The 16756-nt window shown below is 70.9% G+C and carries 16 protein-coding genes; 9 read left to right on the top strand and 7 right to left on the bottom strand.

Features of this window, described 5'->3' with window-relative positions; genetic code table 11:
- The first annotated feature begins 44 nt into the window (after positions 1-44).
- The 3 genes from ACFVW8_RS02700 to ACFVW8_RS02710 all read left to right on the top strand — a co-directional run bounded on the left by ACFVW8_RS02700 (position 45) and on the right by ACFVW8_RS02710 (position 2960).
- A complete protein-coding gene (locus tag ACFVW8_RS02700; protein WP_389685738.1) occupies positions 45-1889 on the top strand; it encodes an MFS transporter in 1845 nt (614 codons plus the stop codon).
- Positions 1890-2040: 151 nt separating this feature from the next.
- Positions 2041-2553 carry a hypothetical protein gene (locus ACFVW8_RS02705; protein WP_389685739.1) on the top strand — a complete coding sequence of 171 codons (513 nt, stop codon included), beginning with the start codon at positions 2041-2043 and terminating at the stop codon, positions 2551-2553.
- Entirely contained in the window at positions 2550-2960 is a 411-nt protein-coding gene (locus ACFVW8_RS02710) for a winged helix-turn-helix domain-containing protein (RefSeq protein ID WP_389685740.1), read from the top strand. Before ACFVW8_RS02705 ends, ACFVW8_RS02710 begins: the two co-directional genes overlap by 4 nt.
- A gap of 48 nt (positions 2961-3008) precedes the next feature.
- Here the strand turns inward: ACFVW8_RS02710 and ACFVW8_RS02715 are convergent, their stop codons facing one another.
- Positions 3009-3629, bottom strand: coding sequence for a TetR/AcrR family transcriptional regulator (locus tag ACFVW8_RS02715; RefSeq protein ID WP_389685741.1), 621 nt, complete (start codon positions 3627-3629; stop codon positions 3009-3011).
- Between the two features lie 141 nt (positions 3630-3770).
- Here ACFVW8_RS02715 and ACFVW8_RS02720 point away from each other — a divergent pair, with 141 nt between their 5' ends.
- The 3 genes from ACFVW8_RS02720 to ACFVW8_RS02730 all read left to right on the top strand — a co-directional run bounded on the left by ACFVW8_RS02720 (position 3771) and on the right by ACFVW8_RS02730 (position 7550).
- Positions 3771-4706, top strand: a complete 936-nt coding sequence (locus ACFVW8_RS02720; RefSeq protein WP_389685742.1) for an alpha/beta fold hydrolase — start codon at positions 3771-3773, stop codon at positions 4704-4706.
- A gap of 190 nt (positions 4707-4896) precedes the next feature.
- Positions 4897-6330 carry an MFS transporter gene (locus tag ACFVW8_RS02725; RefSeq protein ID WP_389685743.1) on the top strand — a complete coding sequence of 478 codons (1434 nt, stop codon included), beginning with the start codon at positions 4897-4899 and terminating at the stop codon, positions 6328-6330.
- Complete coding sequence (locus ACFVW8_RS02730) at positions 6327-7550, top strand: FAD-dependent monooxygenase (protein WP_389685744.1); 1224 nt, start codon at positions 6327-6329, stop codon at positions 7548-7550. Before ACFVW8_RS02725 ends, ACFVW8_RS02730 begins: the two co-directional genes overlap by 4 nt.
- A gap of 12 nt (positions 7551-7562) precedes the next feature.
- Here ACFVW8_RS02730 and ACFVW8_RS02735 read toward each other — a convergent pair whose 3' ends face one another.
- The 6 genes from ACFVW8_RS02735 to ACFVW8_RS02760 all read right to left on the bottom strand — a co-directional run bounded on the left by ACFVW8_RS02735 (position 7563) and on the right by ACFVW8_RS02760 (position 13695).
- Entirely contained in the window at positions 7563-8255 is a 693-nt protein-coding gene (locus tag ACFVW8_RS02735; RefSeq protein WP_389685745.1) for a response regulator, read from the bottom strand.
- Positions 8252-9511 (bottom strand): sensor histidine kinase, encoded by a 1260-nt coding sequence (locus tag ACFVW8_RS02740; protein WP_389685746.1) that lies wholly within the window; start codon positions 9509-9511, stop codon positions 8252-8254. Before ACFVW8_RS02740 ends, ACFVW8_RS02735 begins: the two co-directional genes overlap by 4 nt.
- Positions 9512-9704: 193 nt before the next feature.
- Positions 9705-10595 (bottom strand): TIGR04222 domain-containing membrane protein, encoded by an 891-nt coding sequence (locus ACFVW8_RS02745; protein ID WP_389685747.1) that lies wholly within the window; start codon positions 10593-10595, stop codon positions 9705-9707.
- Positions 10596-10653: 58 nt separating this feature from the next.
- Positions 10654-12132 (bottom strand): hypothetical protein, encoded by a 1479-nt coding sequence (locus tag ACFVW8_RS02750; RefSeq protein WP_389685748.1) that lies wholly within the window; start codon positions 12130-12132, stop codon positions 10654-10656.
- 196 nt (positions 12133-12328) lie between these two features.
- Complete coding sequence (locus tag ACFVW8_RS02755; RefSeq protein ID WP_389685749.1) at positions 12329-12835, bottom strand: hypothetical protein; 507 nt, start codon at positions 12833-12835, stop codon at positions 12329-12331.
- 71 nt (positions 12836-12906) lie between these two features.
- Positions 12907-13695 carry an ArsR/SmtB family transcription factor gene (locus ACFVW8_RS02760; protein ID WP_389685811.1) on the bottom strand — a complete coding sequence of 263 codons (789 nt, stop codon included), beginning with the start codon at positions 13693-13695 and terminating at the stop codon, positions 12907-12909.
- A gap of 302 nt (positions 13696-13997) precedes the next feature.
- On the opposite strand from ACFVW8_RS02760, the gene ACFVW8_RS02765 reads away from it, so the two are divergent.
- From ACFVW8_RS02765 to ACFVW8_RS02775, 3 genes are read left to right on the top strand one after another with little or no spacing between them, the layout of a single operon-like run.
- Positions 13998-14786: a hypothetical protein gene (locus tag ACFVW8_RS02765; RefSeq protein ID WP_389685750.1), complete on the top strand. Its 789-nt coding sequence runs from the start codon at positions 13998-14000 to the stop codon at positions 14784-14786.
- A gap of 27 nt (positions 14787-14813) precedes the next feature.
- Positions 14814-15968: a sensor histidine kinase gene (locus ACFVW8_RS02770; protein ID WP_389685751.1), complete on the top strand. Its 1155-nt coding sequence runs from the start codon at positions 14814-14816 to the stop codon at positions 15966-15968.
- Complete coding sequence (locus ACFVW8_RS02775) at positions 15965-16657, top strand: response regulator (RefSeq protein WP_389685752.1); 693 nt, start codon at positions 15965-15967, stop codon at positions 16655-16657. Before ACFVW8_RS02770 ends, ACFVW8_RS02775 begins: the two co-directional genes overlap by 4 nt.
- The last annotated feature ends 99 nt before the right edge of the window (positions 16658-16756 follow it).

Consider the following 16756-nt stretch of genomic DNA (forward strand, 5'->3'; position numbering starts at 1 on the left):
CTCGGGGTACGGGACGGGAACTCGGGGAGACGGGGAGAGCCGTAGTGACCACCGCGGAGCCGAAACCCGGCCGCGAGGCGGCCGACAGCAGAGGCAAGAGGGGCAGTAACGGCAGTATGCGGACCACAGTGCCGGCCCCCCGCGCCCCGGAGACGGGCATCGCCGCGCCCGAAACGACCCGGGCAGGGCGGCTGCTGCGGCATCCGGTGACCATCGCGACGGCTGCCGCGGCCGTGACGCACATCCTCTGGTTCTTCTTCTTCGCGAACAGTGGCGGCGACATCGCGGCCCAGGACGCCTGGGCCGAGTTCGTCGGCCGGCACCCCGGTACCGCGTACAACCTGGCCTGGTACGGGGGCATGCACCCCGTCTCGTACAGCGTCGTGTCGCCGTATCTGATGTCGGTGCTCGGTGTCCGTACGACGATGATGATCGCCGGTACGGTCTCGGCGGGGCTGACCGCGCTGATCCTGGTCAGGGTGCGGGCCGTCCGCAATCCGCTGGCCTGCTCGCTGGCCGGTGTCTTCGCGTACCTGTGCAACGCGCTGTCGGGCCGGGTGACGTTCGGGCTCGGCATGATGTTCGCGCTCGGTGCGGTGGCGGCGGTGTTCTGCTGGCCGTACCGGTGGCGCCACAAGCGGTGGGCGAAGGCGGCCGTCGCCGCGCCCCTCGCCGGGCTCGCCACGGCGGGCAGCCCGGTCGCCGGGCTCTTCCTCGGTGTGGTCGCGGCCGCGCTGTTCCTGAACAAGCGCAGGCCCGGGGCGTACGCGCTGGGGCTGGCGCCGGTCGTGGTGGTGGCGCTCTCCGCGTGGCTCTTCCCGTTCTCCGGTACCCAGCCGATGTCGGTCGCGACGCTCTCGGGGCCGTTCGTCTTCGCCGTCCTGATCTTCTTCCTGGTGCCGCGCGAGTGGAAGACCGTGCGGACGGCGGCCGCGGTGTACGGCATCGGGACGCTGCTCACGTACGTCGTGGACTCGCAGATCGGCTCGAACGTGTCGCGGATGGCGATGCTGTTCGCCGGAGTGGTGCTGCTGGCCGCACTGCCGTACGTGGAGCCCCGCTCCCGGCGGTGGTACGCGCTGGTCCTCGCGTTCGCCGGGCTGAACTTCTGGATCGGGTTCAAGGGCGTGGACGACATCGTGCGGACCGCGCCCGACGCGTCCTGGGCACGGTCGCTGGCTCCGCTGGTCAACCAGCTCCAGAAGGTCGGTGCCGAACGCGGCCGGGTCGAGGTGGTCCCCCCGAGCAGCCACCGGGAGGCGTCCGCGCTGGCTCCGGTGGTGAATCTGGCCCGGGGCTGGAACCGGCAGGCCGACATGGAGCGCAACCCGCTCTTCTACGACGACACCCTGGACTCCGTCAGCTACCGCCAGTGGCTCGACCGCTGGGCCGTGCACTACGTGGTGCTGCCGCAGGGCTCCCCCGACTCCAGCGGAGCGGTTCAGGAGGCGGAGCTGGTCAGCAAGGGGCAGCCGTACCTGAAGCCGATCTGGTCGAACGCCAACTGGCGGCTCTACTCGGTGGACAGCCCGGTCCCGCTGGCCGATCCGCCGGCGACGGTGGACCTGGCCGACGCGGGGGAGCTGACCATCCATGTGAAGAAGGCCGGCCGGGTGCTGATCCGGATCCCGTACTCGCGCTGGCTCGCCCTGGTCGACGACGAGGGCAAGAGCCTGGAGCGGCCCCAGGAGACCGAGGAGTCCAAGCGCCGTGCGGACAAGGACATCCCCAAGGACTTCGTGAACACGAACGGCTGTCTCATCAAGGTGGACGAGGACGAGTACGGCGACGAGTGGACGGAACTCCTGGCACCGCGCGCAGGCGTGTACCGGCTGGGCGCGCCCTACCAGCTGCAGCCGGGGACACCGTGCCCGGACGAACTGCGCTGACGACGGAGGCGGGGGAGCTTCCGGCGAGCACTTTCCATTCCGGAAAGTAGATGCCATGATGGTAAGTGCCGGGCCGTTCGGTGCCCGTGCGCCCTCAGTGCCCTCAGTGCCGTCATTGCCGTCTGTGCCTCAGGAAGGATTCGGTGTGCTCATGCCGTCGCAGGAGAACGTGTCCACAGCTCCGGAGGGTGGCCGGTCGGCGGTGCATGCCGAGGAGGCGCTGAGGGGTGTGGAGACGGCGAGGGAGCGGGCCCGGCTCAAGGCCGGGCTGGTTCCGGCGTGGTACGGCCCGACTGCGACGGTGACGCTGGTGCTGCCGAACGTGGTGCACGCCTGGAGTCGGGGCCGGGGCGGCGGGGCGGCGCTGCTGGCGCTTCTCGTGTCGCTCCTGGGTCTCGTCGCCGTGATCGCACTCGTCCGGGCCGCGAGGCGGGGGACGGGGGTGCTGGTGACGCGCTCCTTGTCCTCGCGCCTGCGACGGGCCCGGATCGCGCTTCCGGTCGTCCTGGTGGCGGGACTGGCGGCCGGAGGGTGCTGCTGGGGGCTCGGGGCGGGGGAGGCCGCGACCCGGATCACGGTGTTCGCCGTGTGGGGGCTCGGCGTGTGGGGCGTATGCCTCGTCCGTAACGCGGCGATCAACCGCGCGCTGAGGGATCCGGCGTGACCGGCGATCCACCGGGACGGGAGCGGGCGGCCCTCGACGAGACGATCCACCACCCGACCCGGCTTGCCGTGGTCGCCTTTCTCTCCGCGTGCGACGAGGCGGAGTTCGCCACGGTCCGCGACGGCTGCGACGTGTCCGACTCGGTCCTCAGCAAGACCGCGTCGGTGCTGGAGAAGGCCGGCTACCTGGACGTCCGCAAGGGGCACGTGGGCAAGCGCCCCCGGACCTGGCTCTCGCTCACACCCGCCGGACAGCAGGCACTGGCCAGGCATGTCGCAGCGCTCCAGGACATCGTGGCCGCGGCCCGGATCGCGGGCGCACGGGGGGGTGTCGAGCGGGAATCGTCGCCGGCCGAGTCGCCGGCCGAGTCGCCGGCAGGGTCGTCGGGCGGGTCGTCAGCCAGGTGATGCGTCCTCGCGGGCGGTGGGCGCCGGCCCGGCCTCCGTGCGATCCGCTCAGCTGTCGTTCCCGTCTCCGCCGCGGAAGATCCGGTCGAGCTGGTGGCTCAGGACGGCGTTGGCGGACTCGGGTCCGCGCTGACCGGTCAGGACGCTGATGCCGAGCCCCGCCGTCATGGCGAGCAGGCCGGTCGCCTCTGTCCGCACGTCCACGCCGGACCCCACCAGGCCGCTGTCCTGTGCCTGTGCGAGCAGGCCGGTCAGAACGCCCTCGGCGGCATCGGGGTTCTTGAGGAACGGCTGAGCGGCGAGCGTCTCGTCCGTCACGGCGAGCACCGCGTACGAGGTGTAGACGAGGTGGAAGGTGCGGCTCTCCTCGTCCGTGGGCAACGAGGCCAGCAGCAGCGCCTCGACCGTCGCGCGCGGGCCCGGGGCGTCCCCGGCGGCCCGGACGCGGGCGGTGACCCGTTCGCCGAACTCCTCGGCCAGCTGCTGGAGTCCGAAGAGCAGCAGCTTCTCCTTGGTCTCGAAGTAGTACTGCACCAGTCGCAGTGACACACCGGCCTCCGCGGCCACATCGCGCATGCCCACGGCGTGCAGTCCACGCCTTCCTGCGACCCGGACGAGGGCCCGGGCGATCTCGGTGCGCCGTTCATCATGGTCCACGCGCTTCGGCATCGGCCGGTTCGCCACCCGTCTGTCCGTCTGTCTGTTCGCCTCGTCCGCCCTGACCGGGTCGGGCCGACTTCATGGTACCGCCGTATCACGACCATGGTACGGTCGTATCATAAAAATGAGCTGCTCCAGGAGGTGGCCACCGTGCCCGATGCGACGACCCGCGACCGTACCCAGGCCGACGTCGGCCGATACGTGAACGACACTTTGCGCGACCGGTACTTCGCGGCCTGCGAGGCGGTGTACGCGATGGGCGCCCCGGTACGGGAGGAGCTCGACGTGGAGACGCGGTTCGGGACGACGCATGTGTACCGGTACGGCCCCACGGACCCCGCCGCCACGACGCGCACTCCGGTCGTGCTGGTGCACGGGGCCGGCAGCTGCTCAGCCATGTGGTACCCGAACACCGCCGCGCTCGGTGCCGATCGTGTGGTCTATGCGATCGACACCCCCGGCGACCCGGGCCGCAGCGTGCACCGCGAACCCCTCCACCGGCCCGAGCGTGCCGCGCAGTGGCTGGACGAGACGCTCTCCGGCCTGGGCCTCGACCGCGTCCACCTCATCGGCTCCTCGTACGGCGGCTGGCTCGCCCTGAACCAGGCCCACCGCAGCCCCCAACGCCTCGCCTCGGTCACACTGCTGGACCCCGGCGGTCTGGAGAAGGTCGGACTCCGCTTCTTCGTCTGGATCTTCGTCAGCCTCTTCGCGACGTCCGCCCCCAAGGCGCTGCGCCCACGCCTGGCGGCCTGGCTGGAGCAGCCGGTCCTCACGGTGCCGGAACTCCGCACGATGATCAGGGCCGGCGTCCGCGCCTACCGGATCCGCCGCCCGGCTCCACTGCCCCTCACCGAGGACGAACTGCGCACCGTCCGCACGCCGCTCCATCTCGTGCTGGGCAGGCGGAGCCTGCTGGTGCACCCGCAGCGGCAGGTGGAGCGGGTCCCGCGGCTGGTGGAGAACGCGACCGCCGTGATCGTCGGCAACACCGGGCACGGACCGCAGATCGACCATGCCGCCGAGGTCAACGGCCGGATGCTGGATTTCCTGGCCGACAACGAGGCGGGCGCGGAAACGGACTGACAACGGCGCCGTCACCGAGGCCCGAGCCGGCCCGAAGCGCGTAGTGCACAGGCACCAGGACACGTGCGGGCTGGTCCGGGCGCACCAGGGGAAGACGGCAACGGAGGACGATGCCCGGCAGGGCACCGGAAGGAAGTGTTGGAGGCGTGCGAATCCCGCGCATCACCCTCCGACGAAGAAGAGAACGCCCATGTCCGAAGTCATGGTTTCCCCGGCCCGCATCGGGAGGCCGGCGATCGGTGCCCTCGGCGTCCTGGCACTCGCCCTCGGCGCCCTGCAGTCGGTGGTGGAGCCCGCGCTCCCGCTGCTGCAAAGTGAGCTGGGGGTCAGTCCTGGCGAAGGGGCCCTGGTCGGCAACACGTTACTCGTCACCGGTGCGGTGGTCACACCCGTCGCAGGCAAGCTCGGCGACCGCTACGGCGGAAAGCGGGTGCTGGTCCGGCTGATGGCCGTGGTCTCGGCCGGTGGTCTGCTGGCCGCCCTGGCGCCGAACCTGCCGGTGCTGCTGCTGGGTCAGGTACTGCAGGGCGTGATGGTGGGTGCGCTGCCCCTCTCGTTCATCCTGGTGCGCAAACACCTTTCGGCCGGAGAGTCACAGGTGGCGATCGGGCTGGTCGTCGCGCTGTTCACGGGCGGCGGCATGGTGGGGACGTCGACTGCCGGGCCGATCGCGGAAGGACTGTCCTGGCACTGGATGTTCGCGCTGCCCACGCTCGCGGTCATCGCGATGACGTTGGCCGTGACGCGGCTGATGCCACACGATCCGCCGGCCCGGTCGGACGACAGGATCGACTGGCCCGGTGTGCTTCTGCTGAGCGGCACCCTGCTCGCGTTCATGGTCGGGCTGGTGACGGTGACGAGCGCCGGCCTGCCGCCCGTCGCGATCGGTGCCGTCGTGGTGGCCGTGGCCGCCCTCGCGGCCGGATGGGTCGCGGTGGAGCGCCGGGCGGCCGCGCCGATGGTTGATCTGCGCATGCTGGCCAGGCCCACGATGTGGCACGCGTGCGTGTTCACCTTCGTCATCACCACCAGTCTCGGGGCGGTGCTTCTTCTGCTCCCGCAGTTGTTCGCGGTATCGGCCGACGACGCCGGCGGGTACGGATTCGGAGCCGACACCACCGACATCGGACTGTTCCTGCTGCCCGGCGCCATCGCCGGGGCGGTGAGCGACTCCGTCGGCGGGATCGCGGCGCGGCGATTCGGATCGCGCGCCGTGGTCGTCGTGGGCACCCTCGTCACGGCGGCCACGCTGTTCGCCCTGGCGTCGATGCACTCCGAGGCGTGGCAGCTCGTCCTGGCGAAGGTGCTGATCGCGTTCGCCGCGGGCGTCGGCACCACGGCGTTGCTCGCCGGTACCGCCACCACTGTCGAGGCCGGGGACACCGGTATCGCGACCAGCCTGCTTGTGGTGACACGGGTGATCGGTGTCGCCGTGGGTGCCCAGATCGGCGGCGCGGTCCTCGACGGCGGGACCGACCCGTTGACGGGCCGGCCGGCCGAATCGGCCTTCGTCACCGGCTTCGTCATCGCGGGTCTCGTCGCCGCACTGTCACTGCTCGTTGTCCGTGTCACCAAGACCCGTGTCACCAAGACCCGTGTCACCAAGAAGGGAGTCCAGGCATGACATCCAACGGTCTGTCGACGGATGTGCGTACTGCCGCGAGGCGCAAGGTGCTGATCTCCGGCGCCAGCATCGCCGGACCCGCGCTGGCGTACTGGCTGCACCGGTCGGGATGCGCGGTCACCGTGGTGGAGAAGGCGGGTGCACTGCGCGGTGGCGGATATCCGATCGACGTCCGCGGCACGGCGACCGAGGTGGTGCGGCGGATGGGGATACTGCCGCAACTGCGGGACGCGCACATCGACTCGCGCCGCTGCACCTTCCTTGACGCCGACGGCGGTGAAGTGGCCTCGCTCAGCCCGCAAGCCGTCGCCGGCGGCGTCGATGGACAGGACCTCGAGGTGCGTCGTGGGGATCTGGCCGAGATCCTCTACGCGATCGTCCGCGACGACGTGGAATTCCTCTTCGACGACTCCATCGACACCCTCGACCAGTCCGGCAACGGGGCCGACGTCACGTTCCGCAGTGGACAGCAGCGCACGTTCGACCTGGTGATCGGCGCCGACGGAATGCACTCGCACACCCGGGAGTCCGTGTTCGGACCCGAAGAACAGTTCCACCGCTACCTCGGCTACGGCTTCGCCCTCTTCACCATGCCGAACACCTTCGGGCTCTCCCGCGAGGTCGTGCTGTGGAACACCCCGGGGAGAGCCGCGGCCCTCTACGCCGTCGGGGACAACGACGAAGTGCACGCCTTCCTGAACTTCCACCGACCGGAACCGCCGCTCGACGCCATCCGGAACCCCGACGCCCAACGGGCTCTGGTCGCAGAGGTGTTCGCGGACGCGGGATGGGAGGTCCCCGGCATGGTCGGCGCCATGCACGACGCGGACGACCTGTTCTTCGACACGGCCGGCCAGATCCGCATGCCCCACTGGTCCAGCGGCCGCGTCGCGCTCGTCGGCGACGCCGCGTACGCACCCTCGTTCCTGACCGGACAGGGGTCGAGCCTGGCGCTGGCCGGCGCCTACGTCCTTGCCGGCTCCCTTGCCGCGCACCGGGATCACACTGTGGCCTTCGCCGCCTACGAACGCGACCTGGGCGGGTTCGTGGCCATGAACCAGGCGCTGGTCGACAACGGTGGCGCCCGGCTCTTCCCCACCACGGCGCGGGCCCTGGAGCAACGCAACACCATGCTGCGTGACCTCGTCACCATGCCCGCCCCGGCAGCCCAGCCGGCGCATTCGGCCCTCGTCCTGCCCGAGTTCACCCGGCCGCGGTGACGTGACGACCCGCTACGGCAGGGGGGTGTTGCCGTCGTCCGTCGCGGCGTGGGCCAGGCCCGTCCGGTAGGCGATGACGACGAGCTGCGCCCGGTCGCGGGCCTGGAGCTTGGTCATGGCGCGCTGCACATGGGCGCGGACGGTGAAGGGGCTGAGGGACATCCGCTCGGCGATCTCCTGATTGGACAGGCCGGTCGCGACCAGCGCCACCATCTCGCGTTCGCGCGGGGTGAGCACGGCGAGCCGTTCGGGGAGGTGCGGCGCGGTGTTGTCGGGTGCGGCCAGGAATCGGGCCACCAGGGAGCGGGTCGCGGCAGGGGACAGCAGGGTGTCGCCGTCGGCGATCGTACGCACGGCGGCCAGCAGGTCGTCGGCCCCGATGCCCTTGCCGATGAAGCCGTCGGCCCCCGCGCGCAGCGCCCGGGCGACGTACTCGTCGGTCTCGTACGTGGTGAGGATCAGGATGCGGCTGGCGCGCAGTTCCGGGTCCGCGCAGATCTCCGAGGTGGCGGTGAGACCGTCCACATCGGGCATGCGGATGTCCATGATCACCACGTCCGGGCGCAGCTCCCGGGTGAGTCGGACGGCCTCCCTGCCATCGGCTGCCTCGCCGACGACGGTGATGTCGTCGGCGGTGTCGAGGAGTATCCGGAAGGCGCTGCGCAGCAGGGCCTGATCGTCGGCGAGCAGCACTCGAAGCGTCACGGTGCCTCCCCTGCCTCTCCGTCGGGTGTCGTGGCCTCGCCGGGCGGGAGGGGCAGCCGGGCGGAGACGAGGAAGCCGCCCTCAGGACGGCGGTCCGCGGAGAGGTGGCCGCCGACCGCGGTGGCACGTTCGCGCATCCCGATCAGACCGTAGCCGGGCGGACGGTCCGGCACCTTGGTCGCCCCCGGTCCCGCCGGTGCGGCCGGCGTCGTACGGGCGCCCCCTCCGTCGTCCGCGACGGTGATGGTCACGCGATCACGGTTCCAGCCGAGGCTCACCCGGGCGCTGCCGGCGCCGGCGTGCTTGGTCACGTTGGTCAGGGCCTCCTGGACGATGCGGTAGGCGGTGAGGTCCACCCCCGGCGGCAGCGGCCTGGCCGTACCCTCCTGGTGCACCGAGACCTCCAGACCCGCGCTGCGGAAGGAATCGAGGAGCGCGGGAAGCCGGGAGAGCCCGGGCGCCGGCTCGGCGGGTGCGGCCGGGTCCCCGGTCTGACGCAGCAGACCGACCGTGGCCCGCAGTTCGTCGAGCGCGTGCCCGGTGGTCTCGACAAGCTCCTTGAGGCTCTTACGGGTCTGCTCCGGGCGGATGTCGAAGAGGTGGGCGGCGACCGTGGCCTGCGCGTTGGCCAGGGTGATCTGGTGGGCCACAAGGTCGTGCAACTCCCGCGCTATGCGCACCCGTTCCTCGGACACTCTCCGGCGCGCCTCGCTGTCCCGGCTCAACTCGGCCCGCTGGGCCCGCTCCTCCACGGCTGCCAGGTAGGCCCGGCGGTTCCGCACCGAGTGACCGAGCACGCCGGCCACCAGCGGGAACGCCGCCACCGATCCCATCCTGCTCGCGTCCTGCCACGAGAGGCCCCCCGACAGGGGGACGGAGGCGACCAGCAGGGCCGCGGCGGCGAGCGCGACCACGCCCGCCGCACGCCGTTCGGTGCGCGCGGTGAGCGCGTACGCGTACGCGGTGATCACGGCGGGGGCCACAATGAGCGGGCTCAGCAGCAGGCCCAGGGCCGGCACCAGCAGGCCGCTCACGGTCGTGGCCGCCAGGGCGGCCAGGGGTGCCCGGTGCCGTACCGGCAGCACGGCGCAGGACACCACGGCCATGACGTAGGCGGCGACGGGCGGTGGTGACAGCGTGTTGTCGACCTGCACCACGCCGCCGAGCAGGCAGAGGACGAACGCCGTCGCCGTGACCGCTCCCTCCCGCCACCACGTGCCGCGTGATCGCGGGCCGGCATCAGTCGTGTTCGTCATCGCACTCGGAGCCGGCCGACGGGGAGCGGGGGCACCGCCGCGCCCGCCCGGGTCGCTGAGTCCGGCACGTGCCCGCTCATTGCCTCACCCTCGATGTCCCCAGTCGGCAGTACGCGCTCCAGAATACGGAGCGGCCGGCCGGCCACCGTCTGACCGGGCTCCGCAGCAGCTTCGCCCCATGTTTCCGGCAGGATCACGGCCCGCCCGATGATCCCCGGTAACTCGGTGGCTTCCACAGGCCGGTCCGCATGTCGGGGTCCGGGTAGTGGAACAGGCCCGACACCGCCACCACTCCCGCGTCGCCCTGCAACTGCGGGCCGTAGCAGGCCAGTACCGCACTGCCGTCCATGCTGCGGCCGTCGCGACGTGCCCGGCGCAACGCCTTGACGATCGCTGTTCCGGCCCGGGTGCGGAAGGCGCCGTCAGTGGCACACAGACCCACGATGCTCATGCAGACCAGCAGCCCTTCGGGCGCGATCGCCGCCTTCACACCATTGGCCACGGACGGCCTGGCCCCCGACAGACCGCTGCTGATCACCCACGCCACCCAGAGCACCAGCCACGCGGCGATCAGCGCCGGTGGTCCGTAACGGCGGAGAGCCCGGGTGCGTGCAGAGCTGACCAGCCCGTTGTCCCGCAACCGGCTGACGACTGCGGCCATCTCGGGCGCCTGCTTTGCCGCTTGGAGAAGTCCAGGTGTCCCAGCGGGTTCGCGCGCGGCACGCAGGACCACTGAGTCCAGAGCGTCGCCCTCGCCCTGGCCCTCGCTGTCTCCCTTGTTCTTTCTCCTGCCTCTGCCCTTGTCCTTGCTCCCGCCCACCGCGACGAGCACTCCGGGCTCAACGACTCGCAGCTTCCTTCGGGAGACCAGCCGCGCCAGCACGGTCTCGGCCGACCGGTCCGCGCCGTCGTGCAGGTACGCCAGCTCGACCGTGCTGAGTTCGGGCAGTGTGCCGGGCAGCACACAGCGGCGCACTCCACGGCGTGCACACCAGGCCGTTCCCCACAGAACGACGAGACCGGCAACGTGGATGATCAGGAATCGCAGCAGGGACAGCTCGGGCGGAGCAGCTGACTTCCACACGTCGACCTCCTCGACTCGACACGCCGGCTTCGTTCGGTGAGTCCGCGGTGTGACGGAATCACCGCTCGCGCAGCTTCCGTCGCGTCAGTACGCCGATGCCGGTGAGGACCACGCAGCCTCCGAGCACGCCGGCAAGTACGACGACCAGGTCCGTCTTCGAGCCGGGGCCGGCCTCGTCGGGCACCGGCCCGAACAGGTCGAACGTACGCGTGTTGTCCGTGGCATCGGGATCGGCGTGGTCCGCCTCGGTGTCGCCGAGCTTGAGTGCGGCCTTCGCCTCGCCCCTACCCATGTCCTTGCTCTTGCGCACCTCGAAGTCGAGTACGGATGAGTCGCCGGGCGCGGCCGTGTCCAGCGGGCAGGTGTAGGTGAGTCCGTGATGCCGGCAGACCGGCTCGAACGTGTCCGTGTCGATCTCCTCCATCGGCTCCTCGCGTACTTCGGTTCCCTCCGGCAGCGTGAGGACGAGCGAGGAGCTCCCACCGCCGCCCGGATTGCCCGGGCCGTCGTTGCGCAGTCCCACCCGGAGGTGGCGCCCGTCGTCGCCTGCGGCAGAGAGCTCCGACACGACTGCGTAGTCGGGGTGGTTGGCGATACGTACCTTCGTCCAGACAGTCTTCTGCTCGCTGTAATTCTTGCTCTTACCCGACGCCTTGCGTACCTGCGGGGTGAGTGCGGGGCCGGTGCCGCCGCGCGGGGTGCCGGGCGGGGAGGGTTCTGACGTCGAGCGGGAGGATCCGTCGAGGCCCCCGTTGTCGGCGCCGCTGCCCAGGAGTGTGACGGTGGCCCGGAAGGAGGCGTACATCAGGCTGCGCGAGCCGCGGAGAACGAGCCAGTTCGGGATGTGTGCTTCTTCGCCGGGTTCGAGGCGCACTCCGGGAAAGCGGCACGTCACGATCGTGGGGCCGTCGTGGGAAAGGTAGTCGCACGACCGGGACCGGCGGACCGGACCCAGCTCCTCGTCGACCGTCGCGGTGACGGTGAAGCCGTCCGCCGGCAGTTCCCCGGTGTTGCGGACGTCCAGCGCGGCAGTGTTCCCCTTGCCTGCGCCCATACGAAAGGGGCTCTGCTCGCGCAGGGCGAGGATGGGGCCGCCGACCTCGATGCGGGTCGTCGCCCGGCTCATGTCACCTTCCGCGTCGCGGAAGCTGATGTGCAGTTCGCCCTTGTCCCCGGGCCTGCTCGTGGGCGCGGCACGGGGCAGGGCACCGGCCCAGTCGGTCCAGCTGTCGTACGTCCCGCCGACACGGCACACGACCTTGCGGTCCGTTCCCGAGCAACCGTGGCCGTACTGCTTGAGCCGCAGGACGCCGGAGGAGCCCGTGACGTCCAGGGTGAGCGTGGACCCCTTCGCGTCACCGCGCGGCTCTCCCCGGTCGTAGCGGATGAGGATGTTCTTCTCACGGTCGGGACGCGGCTTTCCGCCGTGGGGGGCGATACGGAACGACGCGGGCGCCGTGAGCCCCGCCCCGGTGGAGTCCTCGTCGGCGAGGGCGGCACCCGGCGGGAGGACGCACAGGCCGAGCAGCGCGACCATGCCGGCTGCCAGGCCCCGGGCAAGGCGAAGGGTCCGGGACGCAGGAGGACGAAGACGTGGAACATCAGCCGCTACGGGGGACATCGCTCCAGTCGAACAGCTCGGGCCCGCGCCGCGATCACTGTCGGATGACGGAACAGTGACGGTTCCACGCTCCGGTCCGGCCGATCCTTGGACAGGACACACCGGGATCACGTCATGGCGTGATCCCGGTGTGGTCCGGCAGCAGGGCCAGGAGCTGTGCCGTGTGGCCGGGCAGTTCCACTTCGGCGAGGCCGGTGATGAGATCCCGTAGCGGCACTGGCTGATCGACCTGGAGCGTGTCGTTGGACAGGAGCAGCGAGGGCACCGGCGTGTCGAGTTCGGCGTCGCTGAGCGCCGGTCCGCTGCCGAGCGTGCACAGGGCGTCTCCCTGGAGGCGGATGCGTTCACGCAGGCCTGCGTTGCCGCCGCTCCGCGAGATGGTGCGTTCGATGGTCCAGGTGTCGAGCGCCAGACGGTTGTCGTATGTCGTGTTCGCTCCGGCGGCGACGGAGGCGGCGACGGTGATGGTGACGGCGTTGACGAGGGAGACGTGCGCCAGGATCTGCTCGGTGTTCCACTCGCCGGCCGGCGGCGGCAGGCTCGGTTCACCGGAGTCGGCGAGGGCTGCGGCGGCGCCCAGCAGTGCGCGGTAGGCGTCCCGCAGTGGGGTGGTGTCCATCCGTGGCTTCCTTGTCCCTGGAGTCGTACGTGGAGTGAAAGCGGGAACGGCCGGGGCGGCCGGCCGCCCTCTCAGCTGTGTGCCTGGGTCATCTCCCAGGGCGCCTGCGGCAGGACCTCGCCGGTTTCGAGCAGCGACTTGAGGTTGGCGAGCACGGCCGGCCAGCCTTGCGAAATCCCCTTGAGCATCTCCTGGTTGGGGAGATTCTCGTGGGTCACGGTGAGGCGCACGATGTCCTGGTGCGGTTCGACGAGGAAGGTGACGACCGATGGCTCGCGCGGTGCTTCGGTCCCGGCCGAGTCCTCGAAGGTGATGACCAGACGGGTAGGAGGCTCGGCCTCGAGTACCTTGCCGACGACATCGACGACGCCCGAGTCGTCGGCGCGTCGGTGCTCCCAGGCCGAACCGGGCTGCCAGTCGGACACGTTGGCGTGCCCCCAGTAGCGCGCGGTCAGGTCTGCGTCCGTCAGGGCCTGCCACACCTGTTCCGTGTTCGCGCGGATATAGGTGACGTAGACGTAGCTCGGCACGGACGTGGATGCGTTGGTCATGGCGTACTCCTCTGCCTGGTGTTTGATCGCGCTGAGCGCCAGTAGACGGGGCTTGTCGAACGTCGAGATCCAGCGCTCCTCGATCTCGTGGATCGGCGCCGGGTTGAGGTAATGCAGCCGCTCCCGGCCCCGCCGTACGACGGACACGAGGTTGGCCCGCACCAGCAGGTCGAGATGCTGCGTCGCCGACTGGCGGGCCATGCCCAGGTGCTCGCACAGCTCGCGCAGCGTCTGGCCGTTGTGCTCGCGCAGACGGTCGAGCATGAGCCGTCGGGTGGGGTCGGCCAGCGCCTTGAAGGCCGAGTCCATGGCTCTCGCTTCGTCGCTCACCCCTCAATTATGCAGGCATTTACCTGCCTAATGTCAAATGGTGCACACGTGCGCCGACGCATCACGGGTTGCTCCGCCGGCGCTCCGGATCGCAAGCTCACCGGCGCCGGACGGCGACTGATCTCGCACGGTGCTCTCCCGGAAAGCGTCGAATTTGCTCATCCAGCAGGTTGCAAGCGGTGCCCGTTCAGGCGGCCCGACGGGTCATACCCAGGTCCGACCCCGCAGTTCAGCTCCTGGTCCGACGCCCCGCGGGGGACGGTGCAGGCATCGTCGTCACCATGACGAACCCGACGACATCCATGGCCACCGCGGTCGCAACGATCGGCGCCCGACTGCGTGCCACGCTGCCTGTGGAGCGGTGGGAGGGGGCCGGCTTCCCCGGGCGCTGGGTGGGTGGCACCGCCATGGTGCTCGGCCCGCTCCTGATGCTGACCGGCGCGTTGTTGCGGGCCCGCTTCCCCTTCTTCTACCCCGATCAACTCGCAGCGTACGAGCGGCACCCCACCCTGATGGCCACCGCATACAGCCTCTTCGCCGCAGGCAGTCTGCTGCTCTGGCCCGCCGTGGCCGTGGTGGCCGCACGGATCGGGTCCCGCAGTGCCGGATGGGGACTGTGGGGCGGGATGCTGGTCATGTTCGGGCTGTTCGCCCGCGCCTTCCATGCGGGCGTGGACCATCTGGCCTTTCAGCTGGTGCGTTCCCAGGGAGTCGGGCCGGCCACCGATGCGGTCTCCGCCGGCTACGGCGCCTTTCATGTCTTCGCCACGCTGAACCTCGCCATCCTCGCCGGGTGGACGGTCCTTGCTCTGGGGGCCTGGCGCACCCGGGTGCTCGGCCCCGTCCGCGCTGCCGCACTCGGCCTCACCTCGGCACTGCCGCTCGGGGTGCTGAAGGGAACCACCCCTGTGTCGCTGGTGGCCCTGACCGGACTGTGCGCAGCACTGGTGCCGCTGGGCATGGCGCTGCTCCGCGAAGCACCCCGTCCCAGCCGGGCTGCGGTGCTGCGCTGGGTGCCGCTGACCCTGGTGACGCTCGGGCTGATGGCGCTGCTGGGACAGGCCGGTTGAGTGGACGCGTACAGATACGGTCGGGTCATGAAGCCCAAGGGGCAGCGCCATCTCTACGCCCTCGACCTCAGCGCTGCCCTGGCCCTGACCACCGTCTACGTCGGCTTTGCACGGCTGACCGCCGACGACGGGCAGCCCGCCTACACCGGACCGCTCTGGCTCGGCTGGCTGATCGCCGCCACGGTCGGCCTGCCGATCGCCGTACGCCGCCGTTGGCCGCTCGCGGTCCTGGCGGCCGTGCTGGCAGCCCTGGCCGCGGCATCGCTCCTCGACATCCCCCGTGAGCCCTATGCCGCCGCCGGGCTTGCGGCCTACCTCGTCGGACTGGCAGAGCCCGCCCGCAGGTCCGTGCTCGCACTCGCGGTCACGCTGCCGGTGGCGTGCGGTGCCGTCTGTCTCGGCGAGGCGGTGGTGACTCCCGCCGAGGACTGGCAGGGCGCCTTCGGGGTGGCAGGGCTGGTGCTCCTGGTGATCGGCGGTGCTTGGGGCGCGGGGTTCACCGTGCGCGGCCGCCGGTCCGAGGCTGCCCGGGAACAGCGGCGCCGGTCGGAGCACGCACTGGACGAGGAGCGTCTGCGGATCGCCCGTGAGCTGCACGACATCGTCTCGCACAACCTCAGCCTGATCGCCGTCAAAGCGGGTGTCGCCGGGCATGTGGCGGAGGCCGACCCGCAGGAGGCGCGGGCCGCCCTCAAGGTCATCGAGGAGACAAGCCGCCGCGCACTGGCCGAGATGCGGCGCACGCTCGGCGTGCTGCGTATCGAGGGCGCCCCTCTGGGACCCGTACCGGATCTCGACGGCCTCGGCTCGCTCGCCGCGCAGGCACAACGGGCAGGGGTGGACGTCGACCTGACGGTGCGCGCCACGGAGGGTCTGGCCGAGGGGACGCGGCTGACCGTCTACCGGATCGTCCAGGAGGCCCTCACCAACGCGGTCCGGCACGCCGCCCCGACCCGTTGCCGGGTCACGGTCGAGGCGGATGCGCGAGAGATCCGCATCGACATCGCGGACGAGGGGCCACCGTCCGCACGTGGGCAGGCCGACCGCGAACTGTCCGGCGGGCACGGCCTCTTGGGTATGCGGGAGCGGGCGATGATGTACGGCGGCAGCTGCGAGGCGGGGCCCCGGCCGGGAGGCGGCTTCTCGGTGTCCGTCCGCCTGCCGGCCGAAGGGAACCGATGACCATGACCGACGCGACCCCGGTCCGGGTGCTGATCGTCGACGACCAGGCGATGGTGCGCGGCAGCTTCCGGGTCCTCGTCGACCACACGCCCGGCATGACGGCCGTGGGCGAGGCCGCGAACGGAGCGGAGGCCGTCGAACTCGCCCGCCGTGAACGGCCGGACGTCGTGCTGATGGACGTACGCATGCCGGGCCTCGACGGCATCGAGGCGACCCGGCAGATCTGCTCGGACCCGGCCCTGTCCGGCGTCCGCGTCCTCATCCTCACCACCTTCGACCTGGACGAGTACGTCTACGCCGCCCTGCGCGCCGGTGCCGCGGGCTTTCTGCTCAAGGACACCCCGCCGACCGAGGTTCTCACCGCCATCGGAGTCGTCGCCGCGGGCGAGGCACTGCTCGCCCCCTCGGTGACCCGTCGCCTGATCGCGGAGTTCGCCCGCCGTCCCGAGCCCGCGCGCCCGCCCAGTCGCACGCTGGACGGGATCACCGACCGGGAGTTGGAGGTGCTCGGTCTGATCGCGCGGGGGTTGTCCAACGCAGAGATCGCAGAGCATCTCCATCTGAGCCCGGCCACGGTCAAGACCCATATCGGTCGGCTGCTCGCCAAGCTGCGTGCGCGCGACCGCGCCCAGCTCGTGATCGTCGCCTACGAGACCGGGCTTGTGGGCGACGGCCGGCGTGGAGCGTGAGATTCACGAGACCAAAGGCGAAGGTCGTGCTGGTGCGCGGGCGTCTGCGCATCCGTCGAAGCAGCCGGCGCTCAGAGCGAGCTGTACGCGTGACATGAC

The organism is Streptomyces sp. NPDC058221 (genome assembly GCF_042882365.1).
Taxonomy (GTDB): Bacteria; Actinomycetota; Actinomycetes; order Streptomycetales; family Streptomycetaceae; genus Streptomyces.

Coding starts and splice junctions, on each gene's coding strand:
- ACFVW8_RS02705 (WP_389685739.1), top strand. CDS start 2,041: ATGCCGTCGCAGGAGAACGTGTCCACAGCTCCGGAGGGTGGCCGGTCG.
- ACFVW8_RS02715 (WP_389685741.1), bottom strand. CDS start 3,629: ATGCCGAAGCGCGTGGACCATGATGAACGGCGCACCGAGATCGCCCGG.
- ACFVW8_RS02725 (WP_389685743.1), top strand. CDS start 4,897: ATGTCCGAAGTCATGGTTTCCCCGGCCCGCATCGGGAGGCCGGCGATC.
- ACFVW8_RS02730 (WP_389685744.1), top strand. CDS start 6,327: ATGACATCCAACGGTCTGTCGACGGATGTGCGTACTGCCGCGAGGCGC.
- ACFVW8_RS02740 (WP_389685746.1), bottom strand. CDS start 9,511: ATGACGAACACGACTGATGCCGGCCCGCGATCACGCGGCACGTGGTGG.
- ACFVW8_RS02750 (WP_389685748.1), bottom strand. CDS start 12,132: ATGGTCGCGCTGCTCGGCCTGTGCGTCCTCCCGCCGGGTGCCGCCCTC.
- ACFVW8_RS02755 (WP_389685749.1), bottom strand. CDS start 12,835: ATGGACACCACCCCACTGCGGGACGCCTACCGCGCACTGCTGGGCGCC.
- ACFVW8_RS02760 (WP_389685811.1), bottom strand. CDS start 13,695: ATGGACTCGGCCTTCAAGGCGCTGGCCGACCCCACCCGACGGCTCATG.
- ACFVW8_RS02765 (WP_389685750.1), top strand. CDS start 13,998: ATGACGAACCCGACGACATCCATGGCCACCGCGGTCGCAACGATCGGC.
- ACFVW8_RS02770 (WP_389685751.1), top strand. CDS start 14,814: ATGAAGCCCAAGGGGCAGCGCCATCTCTACGCCCTCGACCTCAGCGCT.
- ACFVW8_RS02775 (WP_389685752.1), top strand. CDS start 15,965: ATGACCATGACCGACGCGACCCCGGTCCGGGTGCTGATCGTCGACGAC.